The 17,867-nt window shown below is 39.8% G+C and carries 13 protein-coding genes; 9 read left to right on the top strand and 4 right to left on the bottom strand.

What is annotated here, in order from left to right; all coding sequences use genetic code 11:
• Nucleotides 1-4 precede the first annotated feature (4 nt).
• Nucleotides 5-3,121: an efflux RND transporter permease subunit gene (locus AB8618_RS14015; RefSeq protein ID WP_413400862.1), complete on the top strand. Its 3,117-nt coding sequence runs from the start codon at nt 5-7 to the stop codon at nt 3,119-3,121.
• Between the two features lie 144 nt (nt 3,122-3,265).
• Nucleotides 3,266-3,721, top strand: coding sequence for a hypothetical protein (locus tag AB8618_RS14010; RefSeq protein ID WP_413400861.1), 456 nt, complete (start codon nt 3,266-3,268; stop codon nt 3,719-3,721).
• Nucleotides 3,722-3,758: 37 nt separating this feature from the next.
• Here AB8618_RS14010 and AB8618_RS14005 read toward each other — a convergent pair.
• Together AB8618_RS14005 and AB8618_RS14000 are read right to left on the bottom strand one after the other, a co-directional pair.
• Nucleotides 3,759-4,993, bottom strand: a protein-coding gene (locus AB8618_RS14005) for an IS3 family transposase (RefSeq protein ID WP_409423192.1) whose coding sequence is annotated in 2 segments (ribosomal slippage) — nt 3,759-4,642 and nt 4,642-4,993 — 1,236 coding nt in all. Because the reading frame shifts where the segments join, the coding sequence is not laid out codon by codon here.
• A gap of 106 nt (nt 4,994-5,099) precedes the next feature.
• A complete protein-coding gene (locus tag AB8618_RS14000; protein WP_010391731.1) occupies nt 5,100-5,606 on the bottom strand; it encodes a glycine cleavage system protein R in 507 nt (168 codons plus the stop codon).
• A 421-nt stretch (nt 5,607-6,027) separates the two neighbouring features.
• Here AB8618_RS14000 and AB8618_RS13995 point away from each other — a divergent pair, with 421 nt between their 5' ends.
• The 7 genes from AB8618_RS13995 (at nt 6,028) to AB8618_RS13965 (ending at nt 14,652) form a co-directional block, all read left to right on the top strand.
• Entirely contained in the window at nt 6,028-8,262 is a 2,235-nt protein-coding gene (locus AB8618_RS13995) for an ABC transporter permease subunit (protein ID WP_413400860.1), read from the top strand.
• Between the two features lie 15 nt (nt 8,263-8,277).
• The gene (gene pstA / locus AB8618_RS13990) at nt 8,278-9,927 is read left to right on the top strand and encodes a phosphate ABC transporter permease PstA (RefSeq protein ID WP_413400859.1); all 1,650 of its coding nucleotides are present in this window, start codon (nt 8,278-8,280) and stop codon (nt 9,925-9,927) included.
• Between the two features lie 19 nt (nt 9,928-9,946).
• A complete protein-coding gene (pstB, locus tag AB8618_RS13985) occupies nt 9,947-10,774 on the top strand; it encodes a phosphate ABC transporter ATP-binding protein PstB (protein WP_008114812.1) in 828 nt (275 codons plus the stop codon).
• Nucleotides 10,775-10,818: 44 nt separating this feature from the next.
• Nucleotides 10,819-11,520: a phosphate signaling complex protein PhoU gene (gene phoU, locus AB8618_RS13980; protein WP_413400858.1), complete on the top strand. Its 702-nt coding sequence runs from the start codon at nt 10,819-10,821 to the stop codon at nt 11,518-11,520.
• Nucleotides 11,521-11,670: 150 nt separating this feature from the next.
• Nucleotides 11,671-12,345 (top strand): TIGR00153 family protein, encoded by a 675-nt coding sequence (locus tag AB8618_RS13975; RefSeq protein WP_008114817.1) that lies wholly within the window; start codon nt 11,671-11,673, stop codon nt 12,343-12,345.
• A 39-nt stretch (nt 12,346-12,384) separates the two neighbouring features.
• Complete coding sequence (locus AB8618_RS13970) at nt 12,385-13,653, top strand: inorganic phosphate transporter (RefSeq protein WP_138606597.1); 1,269 nt, start codon at nt 12,385-12,387, stop codon at nt 13,651-13,653.
• Nucleotides 13,654-13,734: 81 nt separating this feature from the next.
• Complete coding sequence (locus tag AB8618_RS13965) at nt 13,735-14,652, top strand: hydrogen peroxide-inducible genes activator (RefSeq protein ID WP_413400857.1); 918 nt, start codon at nt 13,735-13,737, stop codon at nt 14,650-14,652.
• Nucleotides 14,653-14,734: 82 nt separating this feature from the next.
• On the opposite strand, the gene AB8618_RS13960 is transcribed toward AB8618_RS13965, so the two are convergent.
• Together AB8618_RS13960 and AB8618_RS13955 are read right to left on the bottom strand one after the other, a co-directional pair.
• On the bottom strand, nt 14,735-14,938 hold the full coding sequence (locus AB8618_RS13960; protein WP_409424009.1) for a hypothetical protein: 204 nt from the start codon (nt 14,936-14,938) through the stop codon (nt 14,735-14,737).
• A 208-nt stretch (nt 14,939-15,146) separates the two neighbouring features.
• Nucleotides 15,147-17,657 carry an EAL domain-containing protein gene (locus AB8618_RS13955; protein WP_413400856.1) on the bottom strand — a complete coding sequence of 837 codons (2,511 nt, stop codon included), beginning with the start codon at nt 17,655-17,657 and terminating at the stop codon, nt 15,147-15,149.
• Nucleotides 17,658-17,867 lie beyond the last annotated feature (210 nt).

The following is a 17,867-nucleotide window of genomic DNA, read 5'->3' as shown; positions in this document are numbered from 1 at the left end:
GGTTATGATTACTGCAATTATTCGCTGGTCTGTTGTTAACCGTTTTTTTGTTTTGTTACTGACCGCAATACTGATTGGTGGCGGCTTGTATTCTGTAAAAAATACGCCTGTAGATGCCTTACCCGATTTATCAGATGTACAGGTTATCGTTAAAACCTCTTATCCAGGGCAAGCACCGCAAGTGGTACAGGATCAGGTTACATTCCCGATTACCACGGCAATGTTATCGGTACCTGGGGCGCAAACAGTACGTGGCTTTTCGTTTTTTGGCGACTCTTACGTATACGTTATTTTTGACGAAGACACCGATTTATACTGGGCACGAAGTCGTGTTCAGGAATATCTAAGTCAAGTATCGGCACGTTTGCCTAGTACGGCAATTGCAGAGCTTGGCCCAGATGCAACCGGCGTTGGCTGGGTGTATTTATATGCACTCACTGATACCACCGGTAAGCATGACCTAAGCCAATTACGTAGTTTACAAGATTGGTTTTTAAAATTTGAACTACAAACTGTACCTGGTGTATCCGAAGTGGCATCGGTAGGCGGCATGGTTAAACAATACCAAGTAAATGTTCAGCCCGATAAGCTTCGTGCTTATGGTATTCCGCTAAGCCTTATTCAAACTGCCATTAAGCAAGGCAATCAAGAGATGGGTGCATCGGTAGTTGAGATGGCAGAAGCTGAATACATGGTAACCAGTACTGGCTACGTAAAAAGTGTTGCTGATTTAGAAGCCATTCCTTTAGGTATAAACGCTAACGGTACTGCACTACAGTTACGTGATGTTGCTAATGTGCGTTTAGGTCCGCAAATGCGCCGCGGTGTTGCCGAGCTTAACGGCGAAGGCGAGGTGGCAGGTGGCGTAGTGGTTATGCGCTTTGGTGAAAACGCGCAAAAAACCATAGAGCTCGTTAAAGCTAAATTAGAGTCACTTAAAAAAGGGCTACCAGAGGGGGTTGAAATTGTACCTGTGTACGATCGCTCTAATTTAATAAAAGACGCAGTTGATAACCTCACTTCTAAATTGATGGAAGAGCTTATTGTAGTGGCTTTAGTGTGTGTGGTGTTTTTATTTCATATACGCTCATCGCTGGTGGCTATTATTACCTTACCGTTAGGCATACTCACCGCTTTTATTATTATGTACTGGCAGGGTATTAACGCCAATATCATGTCATTAGGCGGGATTGCTATAGCGATTGGTGCAATGACCGATGGTGCGATTGTGATGATTGAAAATATGCACAAGCACATGGAGAAAAAGCCACTAACAGATGAAAACCGTTGGCAAGTGGTGATTGATTCTGCCAGTGAAGTTGGGCCTGCGTTATTTTTTAGCTTATTAATCATTACAGTGAGTTTTATGCCGGTATTTATTTTAGAAGCTCAGGAAGGACGAATGTTTGCGCCATTAGCGTATACAAAAACCTATGCAATGGCAGCTTCTGCTGGATTAGCAATTACCTTAGTACCCGTACTAATGGGTTATTTCATTCGTGGTAAGGTGATATCTGAAAATGAAAACCCAGTTAACCGTTTACTGGTAAATAGTTATAAGCCGCTGTTAAATCTAGTATTAAAATTTCCGAAAAGTACCTTGCTGATTGCGCTAGTTATCACTTTAATGGGCTTTTATCCGATAAATAAAATAGGCAGTGAATTTATTCCACCTCTTGATGAGGGGGATCTAATGTATATGCCGACTACTTATCCAGGAATTTCAATAGGTAAGGCGCGCGAGCTATTGCAGCAAACCGATAAATTGATTGCCACTGTGCCCGAGGTGAAAACCGTATTTGGTAAAATTGGACGAGCGGAAACGGCAACCGATCCGGCACCACTGACCATGATTGAAACCTTTATACAGTTTAAGCCCAAAGATCAGTGGCGCGAAGGCATGACCACTGAAAAGCTCAAACAAGAGCTGGATACTTTAGTTAAGTTTCCTGGGTTAACTAACGCTTGGGTAATGCCAATTAAAACGCGGATAGATATGCTGGCTACAGGGATTAAAACCCCTGTGGGTATAAAAGTCGCGGGCCCTAATTTGAATGAAATTCAAAAAATAGGTCAACAAATAGAGGTATTACTTAAAGATCTTCCCGGTACGGCGTCTGTTTACTCAGAGCGTGTAGCGGGTGGGCGTTATATTAAGGTAGATATTAACCGTGAAAAAGCAGCGCGCTACAGTTTAAATATTGCTGATGTGCAACAAGTAGTCGCAACTGCTATTGGTGGCATGAACGTGACTGAAACAGTTGAGGGTCAAGAGCGCTACCCAGTAAATATTCGTTATCCGCAAGCGTACCGTGATTCCCCTGAAGAACTGATGCTTTTACCTATTGTTACTCCAACGGGTCAACGTATCGCACTTGCTGATGTGGCGGATGTATTTATTAGTGATGGCCCTCCTGGGATAAAAAGTGAAAATGCCCGTTTAAATGGTTGGAGCTTTATTGATATTAAAGATACAGATATTGGTAGCTACGTAGCAAACGCTCAGCAGTTACTAAACGAGCAGCTAATTTTACCTGCTGGATACTCTATAACTTGGGCAGGGCAATACGAATATATGGAGCGTGCCAAAGCCAAACTGAGTTATGTATTGCCGCTTACCTTAGCCATTATTGTGGTACTGCTTTACCTTAACTTTAGAAGTTTCACTGAAGTATTTATTATTATGGCAACTTTACCACTGGCGATGATAGGAGGTATCTGGCTAATGTACTTAGAAGGCTTTAACTTCTCTGTTGCTGTGGGGGTCGGCTTTATTGCCCTTGCTGGGGTGGCCGTAGAAATAGGCGTTATAATGTTGGTGTATTTAAACCAAGCCTATAAAGCGCAGGTAGAGGCTGCTTCTAAAATTGGTAAAAGCTTGAGTATAGAGCAGCTTAAACAGGCGATACTAGAAGGTGCGGGTCTACGAGTACGTCCGGTAATGATGACAGTGGCAACCATAGTTATTGGCTTATTACCGGTGCTTTATGGTACAGGCACGGGCAGTGAAGTAATGAGCCGTATAGCGGCACCTATGGTCGGCGGTATGTTTAGCGCCATTGTTTTAACATTGCTGGTATTGCCTGCTGTGTATTTATTGTGGCGAAAGCGCAACCTATAATATTTACACTGATTATGTAACTTGTACTGAAAATATCAGTACAAGTTAGGCAATCTTTTCCTTAGGTACTGATTTTGTTGAATTTATTATTGGCATGATTCACGCTTCTATTTAATTAATAGTTTTAAAAAGTAAGGAACGCACATGCAAGTTAAAACAATTCAAGAAGTGTTCGATTGGACCGTTCAGTTTCATACACAAATGGCGGCTAATTTTTTTAGCGTAAGGGATTTACTTGGAGAGCATAACAAACAGTTAATTGATTATTGTGTTGAGTATGAAAAAAAACTTGCTGAGGATTTAATCGGGTTTAAAGCAATCACTGAAATAAATACTTTAGATACATATTGTTATGAATATTTTTCAGAGCACTCAGAAATCATTAGCTTTACTGATTTAGATCGCAGTAATGAGCTAGATGAATTAGCGGTTCAAGAGTATTTATCTCAGCAGCATCAAAAAGTATTAAATGCATATAGTTATCTGGCAGATAAAGCGCAGTCACCAGAGGCTCAAGAAAAACTAGGGGAGATCTTACAGCTCGAAGAGCAAGGTCTGAAGCAGATGATGCAAAGTATTAATCGTCATGTAGACATGTAGCACTGGGTGTGTCCCGTCCTGAAATAGGTTGACGGTTTTAATGAAAGACTTGGTGCGAAAGCGCCAGGTCTTTTTTATGCACTTGATTTGGTGTTTTCATATTCAAACTTAAGTGCGGTCGCATTTCATTGTATATAAATATCGATTCTTCAACGAGCTCTTTTAACTCTGCCATATTACGACATTTATACAGTAGAAACTCTTGTTTTAATATCCCGTTAATACGCTCAGCTAATGCGTTTTGATAACAGTCATATCCATCGGTCATAGATGGCCTAATTCCCTCCTTTAATAGCATACCTTGATATACTTCAGAGCAATATTGTAAACCTCTATCTGAATGATGAATAGCATCACGTTTATACACCCGCTGCTTAATCGTCATCTCTAACGCTTTGACTACATCAGTTGCCTTCATTTCATCACTGAGCTCATAACCCATTATTTTTCGACTATAAGCATCAGTGACTAACGACAGGTAATGCACGCCTTGCGATGACTTTACGTATGTAATATCACTAACGAAGACTTCCTCGGCCGCAGTAGGTTTGTATTCTTTTAGTAAATTGGGATGCTTGTGCATCCAATGATTACTATTTGTTGTTTTAGTGTAATTTTTCTTTGGTTTTACAAGCAAGTCATGCTCTCTCAAATAGTCAAAAAAACAATCTCGGCCTAGTTTAATGTCACGCTCTTGCAGCTCTGGCTTTATCATCAGATAAAGTTTCTTCCCACCAATACGAGGCATGAATTGCCGCCAATACATCACTAACTCTTTGACTGGCTTCAACGCTTTATTCCGAGAATCTATTCTGCGCATAGCTTGATAGTAACCTTGTCGCGTTATGCCATATGCACGGCATAAAGGAGTAAGCTTTACTTGCTGGTTTTCTTTTGCGCGCGTGATAGCTCGGATATGTACTTTTTTCGCAAACCCGCTCCATATTCTTCATCCATAATATTAATCATTTCATCTTTGATTAAATCCTTTAGGCGTAACTCCTCTACCTCGCGCTCTAAACGTTTAATTTTTTGTGCTGGGGTTTCTTTTGATTTAGGCATGTTGGCTATATAAGTTGGTTTAGACCAATCTAATTTACCATGTTTTCGCAGCCATACCAGAACGGTGCTACGACCTTGAATACCGTAATGACTTTGCGCCTGTTTATATGTGAAGTCGCCTTTTTCTACTTGCTCAACAATGGATAATTTAAAGCCTAATGTATAATCTCGTTGAGTACGCTTAACGTCTTTAGTTTTAGTGGTTTTCATAAAATAAGTCCTAAATGTGTAAACACATTTCAGGACAAGACAGTGTTATGCATAAAAAAGGCGCTATAATTAGCGCCTTTTTCGTGTTCATGATAATAAAGCTGATTTAACTTTGCTCTACATCAACCACTAAGTCACTCGTAATTGACTCAAGTGCATTAATAACTTCTTCTTTATTCAATCCGTTAGGCAGGCTCACGGTGGCAACAGCACTAAATATAGGCACTCCCCAGTTTGGCGCACTTTGCTGCCTAGAGTTTAAGTTTGTAATATTCGCGCCTTTATGGCGAATAACACTTGCTAGCTCTTGCACTATACCAGGGCGATCGTTACCGGTGATCACAAAATTAAGCTGCTCAAGCTCTACTGGCTCAATTTCAGTGTTGCCCTTTTCAATGCGAACATCTAACTTAGGAAGCCCATTGAGCGCATTTTGAAATGTCTGTAAATGTTCTTCAGCCACTTCAACCTGTATAATGCCTGCAAAGTGACCGAGTAAGTGACTCAAGTTACTGCTTAACCAATTGCCGTGGTTTTCCAATATAACCGATGAAATACTTTCTACTAAACCGGGGCGATCTTCCCCTAAAATAGTTATTACCAACTGCTTCATAATAGTTCTCTTTTTAAGCCCAAATGAAAAAATAAATGCATAGGCATTAAGTGATGCGATCTAATGTATTTGATTCTAAATGTATGTAAAAGCTAACCACAAAAGGATTGTTACATCTTAGGAGGTTACTTTATTATTGTTATATTAGATGCCCATTGAGTATTGTCTTGGATAAATAGTTTGTCCAATTAATAATTGATTTAGTTCATTAATAACGCAAAAATAAATATCACCACTAAAGTAAATAATTCTTTAGTATTATTTTAAGTTGTAATTTTGCCTAAAACCTGCTCATAAAGCTGTAAATTTAATCTGCAAAGATGAACAGACTCTATATAAGTAAAGAATTATTACGACTGTAACATTACTGTCACTTTGATGAAATATAATGCGCCCAACGTTAAGATATAAGGGTGTTTTGATGACTTCAAATCCGAATAAACCGACTTTTAATACGGATCGAAGCCGTCTATTTAAAGACCGGTTTGCTAAGTTTGGCATAACCGCAGGCGGTATAATGGTATTAATAGCGCTGCTATTGATCTTCTTTTACCTTCTTTATGTAGTGCAGCCCATTTTCGAGTCAGCCAAAGTTGAAAAGCGCGCTAGCTTTAATGTTGCTAATGCTGAGCAAATAGTAGGGCTTGGTGTCGAGGAGCAAACTGAGGTTGCATATTTACTTGATGATCAAGGTCAAGTTAACTTCTACAGTGTTGATAAAGCACAGTTTGGTAAAAAACTAAAAACACTTAATGCCACTTTATCCGCGCGGGTAACCAGTTTTGCAAACAGTGCTCCTTTTCAAGGGCATTATGCGTATGGCCTAGAAAATGGCACCGTAACTATTGTCGCACCTAAGTTTTTAGTCACCTTCCCTAATAATGAACGTAAATTAACTCCGCGTTTAGGTTATCCACTAGGAGAAATGGCACTCGAAGTTGATGAGCAAGGTGCAGCTATTAAGCGTTTTGCCTTTAGCCATTATGAAGACAAAACAGCCGTGGCGGCACTTACTGCCGATAAACGAGTGGTATTTAGTAGCTTTGTTGCCGAAGAAAATATGTTTACTGGTGAAGTTGAATGGCAAGTGGAACGCACTGAACTTAACGTTGATGGTCGCGTAGATGAGTTATTAATGTCGCCAGATACCACCCGCACCTTTGTTCGTTCTGCTAATCAAATTTACGTATTCGATACCCGCTACCCAAGCGAAGTTGAGCAAATTCAATTATTATCTGCCAATGAAGAAAACGCGAATATAGTGTCATCGCAATTATTGGCGGGTGCAAACTCACTGATGTTGGCCAACGATAACGGTGAAATATCCCAGTGGTTTGAAATCAATACAGATGCAGGGCGTGAATTTCAAAAAATCCGTTCGTTTGAAACGACTAAGCAAAGCAAGCTGAATATTTTTACTGAGTTTTACCGTCGCACCTTTTTTACAACAGGTCAAAATGGTGAATTAGGACTTTATTACACAACCAGTGAAGCAAAGCTATGGCAAGGTAAAGTCAGTGATGGTGCAATTGAGCAGTTTGCCATTGCTCCGCGTTCAAATGCGGCGCTAATTTTAGCTGATAATAAGCTAACGGTTTTAGAAATTCATAACGAGCACCCAGAAGTAACGTGGTCAGCGCTTTGGCAAGAAGTATGGTACGAAGGCTATCCAGAGCCGGGTTATATTTGGCAATCGACTTCTGCCAGTGATGATTTTGAATCGAAGTTTTCACTAGTGCCAATTTCATTTGGTACTTTAAAGGCTGCTATGTATGCAATGTTATTTGCTGTACCTATTGCTATTTCAGCCGCTATTTATACCGCTTATTTTATGTCGAGCGAATTGCGTCGTGTGGTTAAGCCAACGGTAGAAATAATGGAAGCTCTGCCAACGGTAATACTCGGCTTTTTAGCAGGCTTGTGGTTAGCGCCTTTAATTGAAGAGCACTTGCCGGCTATTGTTGGTTTACTGGTGTTACTGCCATTGGGTATTTTAGCAACCGCTTTAGGCTGGAATAAATTACCAGCGGTTATTCGCCATAAAATCCCTGAAGGCTCACATTCAATTTTATTAATACCAGTGGTATTACTTATTGGTTGGTTGTCGTTTGCGATGAGTGAAAGTATTGAATTATGGATGTTTGATGGCAATGTGCGTCAATACCTAACCAATGAATTAGGCATGACTTTCGATCAGCGTAATTCATTAGTAGTAGGTATCGCAATGGGCTTTGCGGTTATTCCCACTATTTTCTCAATTGCCGAAGATGCGGTATTTAGTGTGCCTAAACATTTATCAAATGGCTCGCTAGCATTAGGTGCTACGCAGTGGCAAACCCTCATTCGCGTGGTGTTATTAACTGCTAGCCCAGGTATTTTTTCTGCGGTAATGATGGGATTAGGCCGTGCCGTAGGCGAGACTATGATTGTACTAATGGCTACCGGTAATACCCCAATTATGGATTGGAGTATTTTCCAAGGCATGCGTACCTTAGCCGCTAATATCGCCGTCGAAATGCCAGAGTCGGAAGTAGGGAGTTCGCATTACCGAATTCTATTCTTAGCCGCCTTTGTATTATTCATATTCACCTTTATTTTCAACACCGTTGCTGAGTTTGTTCGTCAGCAGTTGCGTGAAAAATACAGCTCAATGTAAGTGGAGAAACACGACATGGTAAAGCAGTGGTTTAGGTCTGGTTCTCCTTGGATTTGGATGACCGGTGGTGCTGTCAGCATCAGTTTAATTTCAGTAATTGGTTTACTCGCCATGATTGCATGGAAGGGATTGAGCTTTTTTTGGCCATCTCAAGTTATGCAGTATGAGCTTGAAGGCTCAATTGCGAAGCAAACCGTTATTGGTGAAATTTATGACCGTGAATTAGTACCTAAGTCGCGCTTAGCGGCAACGGGTATTGATGTTTCTAAATTTGAAAAAGACGAGGTTGAGCGTTTACTGATTAAAACAGGTAACCGTGAGTATGTTGATTTAGATTTTCGCTGGATACTCGAAACCGATATTAAACAAAGTTCAGCGCCCAAAGCGCTCGCGGTGTTTGAGCGTAGTAAAAACGGTAACTTTTATGGGTATGTAGAGAGCGTCATTAAAGATGGCGAAACGGTAACAGCTGATAAAGTTGAAACTTTACATGATCTTGTAGAGCGTGCAGTTGACTTAAACGACGAAGCGCTTGATTTACAAAATGGCGACATAGGTCATATAAACTATGAGCTTGAGCGTTTACGTTTACAAGAAAAAGCCTACTTACTTGATAACGAGCTAACCGACGAGCGTGTTGCTGAGCTTGCTCAAGCGCGTGCTGATTTACGTTCGCAATATGGCGAATTAGAAAAAGAGTTATTCGCACTGCGTAAACAGGCTAAACGTGACCAAGTAACCGTAAAGGATATGCGTGGTGAGATTGTAACCATCCCGCTCTATCAAGTGTTGGATGTATGGTTTCCAAACGATATGGGCTTTTTTGCTAAACTAGGCCATTACTTTGCACAGTTAGGTAAGTTTGTTTCAGATGACCCACGTGAGGCCAATACCGAAGGCGGCGTATTCCCTGCTATTTTTGGTACGGTATTTATGGTGATGTTAATGGCTGTGATTGTAACGCCATTTGGCGTGGTTGCAGCTATTTACCTACATGAATATGCAGCTAAAAACGCAATTACTAAAATGATCCGTATTGCGGTTATTAATTTGGCGGGTGTTCCGTCTATTGTATACGGTGTATTTGGTTTAGGTTTCTTTGTTTATATGGTTGGTGGTAGTGTTGACCAATTATTTTATCCTGAGTCATCACCTACCCCTGTATTTGGTACACCAGGTGTTTTATGGTCAGCACTCACCTTGGCAATATTAACGCTGCCTGTGGTAATAGTGTCAACTGAAGAAGGTTTATCTCGTATTCCTAGTACAGTGCGCGATGGTTCATTAGCACTAGGTGCGACTAAGGTAGAAACGTTATGGCGAATCATTATTCCTATGGCCAGCCCTGCTATTATGACGGGGTTAATTTTAGCCGTTGCTCGTGCAGCGGGTGAAGTTGCACCGCTTATGCTGGTGGGTGTGGTAAAAATGGCGCCAACGCTGCCGCTTGATGGTAACTTCCCATATATACATTTAGATAGAAAGTTCATGCACTTAGGTTTTCATATTTACGATGTTGGCTTTCAAAGCCCGAACGTTGAAGCGGCGCGTCCGCTGGTATATGCAACGGCCTTTTTGTTAGTGTCGGTTATTATCACCCTTAACATCACAGCCATTGGTATACGTAACCATTTACGTGAAAAATTCAGATCGCTTGAGCATTAATTTAGTATAGGTAACAAACATGATTACAGTCGCTCCAAAAGTAAACCAAGCAAAGCCAAGCTTGAAGTTAGATTTAAATAATTTAACAGACGAACAAAAAGCGCTAGAAATTAAAGATCTCGACCTTTACTACGGTGATAAACAAGCACTGAGTAAAGTAAATATGAATATCCCTAAAGGCCAAGTAACGGCATTTATCGGCCCGTCAGGTTGTGGTAAATCAACCTTATTACGTTGTATTAACCGCATGAACGACTTGGTTGATATTTGTCGTATTGAAGGCGAAATCATGCTGCATGGGCAAAATATTTACGATAAAAGCGTTGATGTTGCAGCCCTTCGTCGTAATGTTGGCATGGTGTTTCAGCGTCCAAACCCATTTCCAAAATCAATTTATGAGAATGTGGTTTACGGTCTTCGTCTGCAAGGCATTAAAGAAAAGCGTAAACTAGATGAAGTGGTAGAGCAATCGCTTCGTGGTGCGGCTCTTTGGGATGAGGTAAAAGATAGACTTCACGATAGCGCATTTGGTTTATCGGGTGGTCAGCAGCAACGTTTAGTGATAGCCCGCTCAATTGCGATTGAGCCTGAGGTATTATTACTTGATGAACCAACATCAGCACTCGATCCGATTTCAACCTTAGTAATCGAAGAACTAATTAATGATTTAAAGAATAAGTTTACCGTGGTTATTGTTACTCACAACATGCAACAAGCGGCTCGTGTTTCTGATCAAACAGCGTTTATGTATATGGGTGAGCTGATTGAGTATTCAGATACTAATACTTTATTTACGACGCCTACGAAGAAAAAAACGGAAGATTATATTACTGGTCGTTACGGCTAGTCGGGTTAAAACGCGAAAGCAATGAATTATTAAAGAAGGTCATTATGGAACACAACATTAATAAACATATTTCTGGTCGTTTTAATCAAGAGCTAGAAGATGTTCGTAACCATGTACTAAGTATGGGTGGATTAGTTGAGCAACAACTTAATAGTGCGCTTGATGCAGTAAGCCAAAACGATGCGCTATTAGCACAAAAAGTACGTGAAAACGACTATAAAGTTAATGCAATGGAAGTCAGTATTGATGAAGATTGCACCCGTATTATTGCAAAGCGCCAACCAGCAGCCAGTGATTTGCGTTTAGTAATTGCAATAGCAAAAACCATTGCTGATTTAGAAAGAATTGGTGATGAAGCTAAGCGAATTGCTAAAGTTGCACTAGACTCATTTACTAAGGATCAACAAGATTTATTGGTAAACATTGAAAATATGGGTCGCCAAGTATCTAAAATGTTGCATGACGTTTTAGACGCATTTGCGCGTATGGATGTGCAACGTGCATTTGAAGTGCATAAAGAGGATGCTAAAGTAGATAGAGAATATGAAGCTATCACCCGTCAAATAATGACTTACATGATGGAAGATCCGCGCTCAATTCCAAAAATTATGGATTTAGTATGGTCTGTTCGATCATTAGAGCGTATCGGCGATCGTTGTCAAAACATCGCTGAATATGTCATTTATTTTGTAAACGGCAAAGATATTCGTCATACATCTCAAGAAGATATTGAAAAATCACTGTAGTGAGACGAATAACCAAAAAATATCAAAGGCAGTAATACACTGCCTTTTTTATTTTTTGTAAATAATTGAATGAGAAAAAGCGTTCACAATCTAGCTTAATGCTGTAAAATTCAGGCTGAACAGCATATTGAATTGATTAAAGGGTCAGTTATGCCAACAAATTTTTTAGGTGTTTTTGCTAAATCCCCTATAAAACCAATAGAAGAACACATCAGGAAGGCTCATCAAGCTAGCGAAAGTTTGATACCTTTTTTTAATCATGTTTTTAAAGAAGAGTGGCAACAAGCAGAAGAGCTACGTTTAACCATTCGTAATTTAGAACGTGAAGCTGATGAAATGAAAAGAACTATACGTTTACAACTACCTGGCGGGCTATTTATGCCAGTAGAGCGTACAGATCTGCTCGAATTAGTAACCCAACAAGACAAAATTGCTAACAAAGCAAAAGATATTGCTGGGCGTGTAATTGGTCGTGAAATGATCATACCAAAAGAGATTCAAGAAGACTTTTTGGCATATGTCACTCGTTGTGTCGATGCAACTAAACAAGCATCTAAAGCGATCAATGAATTAGAAGAATTGTTAGAAACGGGCTTTAAAGGCAGGGAAGTAACTCTGGTTGAAAAAATGCTCGTAGAATTGGATGCCATAGAACAAGACACGGATGAAATGCAAATTAGAATACGCCGCCAGCTACGTAAAGTAGAAAGTGAGCTAAATCCAGTTGATGTGATGTTTTTATACAAAATCATTGAATGGGTCGGTGAGCTTGCAGATATTGCAGAGCGCGTAGGATCACGTCTTGAGCTGATGTTAGCTCGTTAATTTAAAATCAGTTCAAACACGAAAGATTAAGGTTACACAATGGATATCATTGCATCTTACGGCACGGTATTAATTTTAATTGCCGCAGCAGTCGGCTTTTTTATGGCTTATGGTATTGGCGCAAACGACGTTGCCAACGCGATGGGTACATCAGTAGGTTCAAAAGCACTTACTATTAAACAAGCGATTTTTATCGCGATGATTTTTGAATTCGCAGGTGCTTATTTAGCCGGTGGTGAAGTAACATCAACAATTCGTAAAGGAATTATTGATGCTGCCCCATTTGCCGACATTCCTGAACTGATGGTTCTAGGTATGATCGCTTCTTTATTTGCCGCGGGCAGTTGGTTATTAATGGCCTCATTTTTAGGCTGGCCGGTATCGACTACTCATTCAATCATTGGCGCGATCATTGGTTTTGCTCTTGTTGCTGTGGGCACAGAGGCTATTCAATGGGGTAAAGTTGCTGGTATTGTAGGTAGCTGGATTGTAACGCCGGCGATATCAGGTTTCATAGCTTACTTAATATTTATGAGTGCGCAAAAGCTGATTTTTGATACCGACGCTCCACTTAAAAATGCAAAGCGCTTTGTCCCAATATACATGGGTTTAGCTGGCTTTATTATGGCACTAGTGACCATTAAAAAAGGCTTAAAGCACATTGGTATTAATTTAGGTACCGTTGAAGGTTTTGCTATTTCTATTGGTATAGCGGTACTGGTTGCTGTTATCGGTAAAATTGCTATTTCTCGTTTAAATATCGATCCTAAAGCGGATAGAGAAATGCAGTTTAACAATGTAGAAAAAGTATTTGCCGTACTTATGGTATTAACAGCCTGTTGTATGGCATTTGCTCATGGTTCTAACGACGTTGCTAATGCAATTGGGCCTCTAGCGGCTGTTGTAAACATTGTTGAAAACAATGGTGAAATTGCTAAGAAAGCGGCTATTGCTTGGTGGATATTACCACTAGGTGGTTTTGGTATTGTTGCCGGTCTTGCTATTTTAGGCAAAAAAGTAATTAAAACCATTGGTGAAGGTATTACTCATTTAACACCAAGCCGTGGTTTTGCTGCTGAATTAGCCGCTGCCTCTACCGTTGTTATAGCATCGGGCACAGGCTTACCTATCTCAACCACACAAACCCTAGTAGGCGCTGTGTTGGGTGTAGGTATGGCACGTGGTATTGCCGCACTAAATATGGGTGTAATAAGAAATATTGTAGTTTCTTGGGTAATTACATTGCCAGTTGGTGCTGCCCTTGCTATTGTTATTTTCTACGTACTAAGAACCGCTTTTGGGGTTTAATAAAAAGTACTCAAAAGACTTTTAGCTTGAAAAGATCTCAATGCCCTTGGTGTTGGGGTCTTTTTATTTGTGGAAAGAAAAATGACCAATCTCCCTAGTATTAAACAGCTGCAGTATTTATTAGCTGTACATCAACATCAACATTTTGGCCGAGCAGCAAGTGCCTGTTTTATTGGTCAGTCAACGCTGAGTACTGCGATTCAAAACCTAGAGGAAACTTTAGGATGTCAGCTTATAGAGCGAGAAAATCGCAGCCTAATGTTTACCACTATTGGTGAAGAGGTGGTTGAGCGTTCAAGAAAAATAATCAACGATACTATTAGTTTAAAAGAGTTAACTAAAAGCTTTTTAACACCGCTCAGTGGTACATTAACGGTAGGTGTTATTCCTACTATTGCGAGCTTTATTGCAGCGCCTTTGTATCACTTTTGCCAGCAAACATTTGTAGATTTAGAGTTGGTATTAATTGAGGACACCAGCGATAAGTTGCTTGATAAGTTAGAGCATGGGCAAATTGATTTAGCATTATTAGCATTGCCCTACGAAACTGATAAATTTCATACCCAAGTCTTAGCACAAGATCATTTTAGTTTAGTGCATCATAAAGACTACACACCAGCCAAAGGCATTGAAGACTTTAATCTACTACCAGAAGCCAGTGTATTTTTGCTTGAGCGAGAGCACTGTATGACAGGGCATGCGCTCAGTGCGTGCCACTTAAATCGCTCTAGTTGCATCAACCCCTTTGAAGCAGCTAGCCTTCATACCTTATTGAGTATGGTTGAATATAAACTTGGCGTGACGTTTTTACCGCAAATGGCAATTAACGCGGGGATTTTAGAAAACAAAGACATGCTAGCTACGCCATCGCAAGGGGATGCCTATCGTGATATTGGTGTGTTGTGGCGTAAAACAACGGGACGCATTCGTGACTTTAAATTGTTTAGCCAACAATTAGAGATCTTTTTGAAAAAGCAGTGTAGTGTTGATTTTAAGTAACCTGAACTGATGTTAAGTAGTGAAAGTTAGGTTAAAAAAAGCCTATTAACCAATCGATTAATAGGCTCAATAACATAGGGAATTAAAGAGGCTGCTTGTACTGGCTGTGGTAGCTCTCTAGCGGCGGTAAAAATAGTAAGTAAACCCATACAACAACATTAAAATACGGGACTAGCCCAAGCACTGTAAAGGTTTTTACAGGGTAACCCTTGAGCTGTGCGTATTTGTAGCATTGAAGCGCAATCGCAAAGTGTATAAACAATAATAACGTGATTAGTTGCGTCATAAACATCCTCCTTATGCCCCTATGTCCACCTTTAACAGTATAGACATCTAGACGATAAGAAATAAAGATGTCATGTAAAATCAAGGTAATCACTTAATTTTCATGACATTGTGCTGCCGATAAGCAAAGTATAGGTTAGATGGGCAAATTTGAAAGTAATAAATTGCTTAAATTTGTTTATTAATGTTTATAGTGACGTGAGGGTGTCTTAATAAAAAATAGGGTTGTTTTCAATTTTTTCTAACTCAATCAGTACCTTGTCAATTGGGACGGGGCGAGCAATAAAGTACCCTTGCCCGTAGTCGATACCAATTTCTTTAAGTGCAAAAAACACTTCTGCAGTTTCTACATATTCAGCAACAGAGCGCTTATTTAGTGAACGACTGATGTCATTTATGGCCTTTACTAGCGCTAAATCAATGGAGTCATTAAGCATATCGCGTACAAAGGAACCGTCAATTTTTACGTGTTGAGCTGGTAATTGTTTAAGGTAATTAAAGGTACTAAATCCTGTGCCAAAGTCATCAATTGAAAAATGGCAGCCTAAATTATTTAGTCGCTCAATCATTTTACGAGTCGCCGCTAAATTATTAATACTGGCCGATTCGGTTATTTCAAAAATAATTTTCGCAGGAGACACTTGATACTTCTCAAGGGTCGATTCTATTAATGGCAGCAAACGTTCATCTAAAAATGATTGTGCCGATAAGTTTATTGCAATCTGAAGAAGCTCTGGATGTGCTGCAACACTCGCAATGCTGTTACGAATAACACATTGGTCCATTAAAAAGGTGTCGTTAAGCATTTCCAATGAGGGAATAAATTGATTAGGGTAAATAAGTTCGTCGTCGAGTTTTAACCTTAGTAGTACTTCAAAGTAGGCAACCTGATTAGTTTTAAAATCCCAAATGGGTTGATAATGAAGTTCTATACTGTCTTGCTGTAGTGCTTGACGTACTCCATGGCCCCACTCTAAACCCGTTTGTAATGCATTATTCTCACCATCTTGTTTTGAATAGCAATGTACTAAATTACGGCCTAAATTTTTAGCAATATATAGCGCGATATCTGACTGCTTTAAGCATTCATTTGGATCGCAGTTATCAGCGGTAATTTGGGTTAAACCAATCGAGCAACTAATTGAATAGATTTGCTCTTCAGATTTAAATTGATTGCCTTCAATGGCACTGCAAATCCCTTCTGCAATTAAATGGGCATCCAATAAATTGGTATTTTTAAGTATCACCGCAAACTCATCGCCACCGACACGGCAGATAAGATGCTCATTACTAATATTGGCAATAAATAGCTGCGCCACTTCTTTTAAAACAATGTCACCTTGTTGGTGGCCTTTGCTGTCGTTTATTATTTTAAAGTGGTCAAGGTCAATATAAATAAGCGCGTGTTCAATATTTGTATGGGTGTTTTCGCTCTGGCAAATATAGTTAAGCTGTTGGTCAAAATAATAACGATTGTGTAGCCCTGTTAAGGTGTCATGCAGGGCTAAATGGCGTAATTGCAACTCTGCTTGTTTGCGCTCATGAATGTTATCAAGTGTGGCGGTGATAGTGGCGTTGTTGCTGCTATTTTTTATTAACTGAAGCCGACATTCGACCCATACTGAGTTACCGTTTTTTTGGCTCAGTTTAACTTCTATTTTTTGTTTGTCCGCGCCACCTTGTAAAATATCATCAATGGTTGATTGTAATGACTGTTTATATTCTGTGGTACAAAACGCAGTGAGTGGTTGTTGTAAGGTCGACTTAACTCCAAAACCACTTAGAGATTCCCACGCCGGGTTTATAAAGCGAATATTTCCTTGCTGATCTAGTTCAAGTACAACCGTGTTTAAGTGCAATAAAATACGCTGATGCGCTGAAAACAGGTCGCGATATTTTACTTCACTAATACTTAACTGCTGCACTTTGTTAGCAAACTCAGCATAGCTCACCATGAAGTCTTCACGACGCGCTGCATGATCACAGACTTTATTCAAAAATGAAGGATCGTAAGGGGCGCGAATAAAGTCGGTAACGCCAGAAAGTAATAACTGCTCAGCGTAATCAGCATCGTTTTTATCAATAATAGTAACAATGGCTTGCTGAGGATTATGCTGCAAAATCTTTTCTACTAATTGATTTGAGCTCTCAGCTTGTGCTGCAGTGGCATCAAGTAGCACGATAGCAAACGGCTGTTGATTATAGGCACTGAGCGCGGCTTTTTCGTTAGTAACATGAGTAATTGCAAAGTTAAGCTTTAATTGTTCACTCATGTCGTTTGCCCTGCTGCTAAAGGGTTCTAATAACAACAGGTTTAAGCGACTGCTTTTTTCTAAATGACTCGACAACACATTTGCTAGTATTTGCGGCAATATATCTTGGCGTTCAAAAGGCAGTACTGCATCTATGCCATAGCTACGTGCGGTAGTTTCGGCGATACGCTCACAATAAATGGGCGGAATAAGTAAAATAGGCGTATTTTTCGGCGTGTTAAGTAAACCAGAGCGGATCATACGTGAAAACCGCCAGCCATCAATTTTACCTACATCTAAGCCGGTTATGATTATATTTACGCTTTGGTTCTTTAAGATTTTTAACGCATCTTGGCTGTCTGAGGCTTCAATAAACTCAAACACACTAAGCCTCTCCAGCGTGGCACGTATAGTCTGGCGCTCATCATTACTTGCATTTAATATTAGCAATTTAAGCTGTTTTGCCACTTAGGTACCACTCCGAGAAATGCAGATAATAATTCAATTAGTAAGAATAATGATATTTAGCCATAAGAACAAGCGTATTTAACCGCTATTTTAAATGTAGTTCATTGATAGCTAATTAGGGAGAATATAAGGGTTATCTTGAGCATCATTAGTAATAGTATTTAGGGAGAATATAGGGGTTATCTTGAGCTTCATTAGTAATAGCCAAAT

The organism is Pseudoalteromonas sp. RW-H-Ap-1 (genome assembly GCF_048318575.1).
Taxonomy (GTDB): Bacteria; Pseudomonadota; Gammaproteobacteria; order Enterobacterales; family Alteromonadaceae; genus Pseudoalteromonas.
Note: the sequence above shows the minus strand (reverse complement) of the source record. Positions and strands in the feature narration are given on the sequence as shown.

What these genes read in the sequence shown, in the direction of transcription:
- AB8618_RS14015 (WP_413400862.1), top strand. Translation starts at nt 5, where the DNA reads ATGATTACTGCAATTATTCGCTGGTCTGTTGTTAACCGTTTTTTTGTT.
- AB8618_RS13965 (WP_413400857.1), top strand. Translation starts at nt 13,735, where the DNA reads ATGACCAATCTCCCTAGTATTAAACAGCTGCAGTATTTATTAGCTGTA.
- AB8618_RS13960 (WP_409424009.1), bottom strand. Translation starts at nt 14,938, where the DNA reads ATGACGCAACTAATCACGTTATTATTGTTTATACACTTTGCGATTGCG.
- phoU (WP_413400858.1), top strand. Translation starts at nt 10,819, where the DNA reads ATGGAACACAACATTAATAAACATATTTCTGGTCGTTTTAATCAAGAG.
- AB8618_RS14000 (WP_010391731.1), bottom strand. Translation starts at nt 5,606, where the DNA reads ATGAAGCAGTTGGTAATAACTATTTTAGGGGAAGATCGCCCCGGTTTA.
- AB8618_RS13975 (WP_008114817.1), top strand. Translation starts at nt 11,671, where the DNA reads ATGCCAACAAATTTTTTAGGTGTTTTTGCTAAATCCCCTATAAAACCA.
- AB8618_RS14010 (WP_413400861.1), top strand. Translation starts at nt 3,266, where the DNA reads ATGCAAGTTAAAACAATTCAAGAAGTGTTCGATTGGACCGTTCAGTTT.
- pstB (WP_008114812.1), top strand. Translation starts at nt 9,947, where the DNA reads ATGATTACAGTCGCTCCAAAAGTAAACCAAGCAAAGCCAAGCTTGAAG.
- AB8618_RS13995 (WP_413400860.1), top strand. Translation starts at nt 6,028, where the DNA reads ATGACTTCAAATCCGAATAAACCGACTTTTAATACGGATCGAAGCCGT.
- pstA (WP_413400859.1), top strand. Translation starts at nt 8,278, where the DNA reads ATGGTAAAGCAGTGGTTTAGGTCTGGTTCTCCTTGGATTTGGATGACC.
- AB8618_RS13970 (WP_138606597.1), top strand. Translation starts at nt 12,385, where the DNA reads ATGGATATCATTGCATCTTACGGCACGGTATTAATTTTAATTGCCGCA.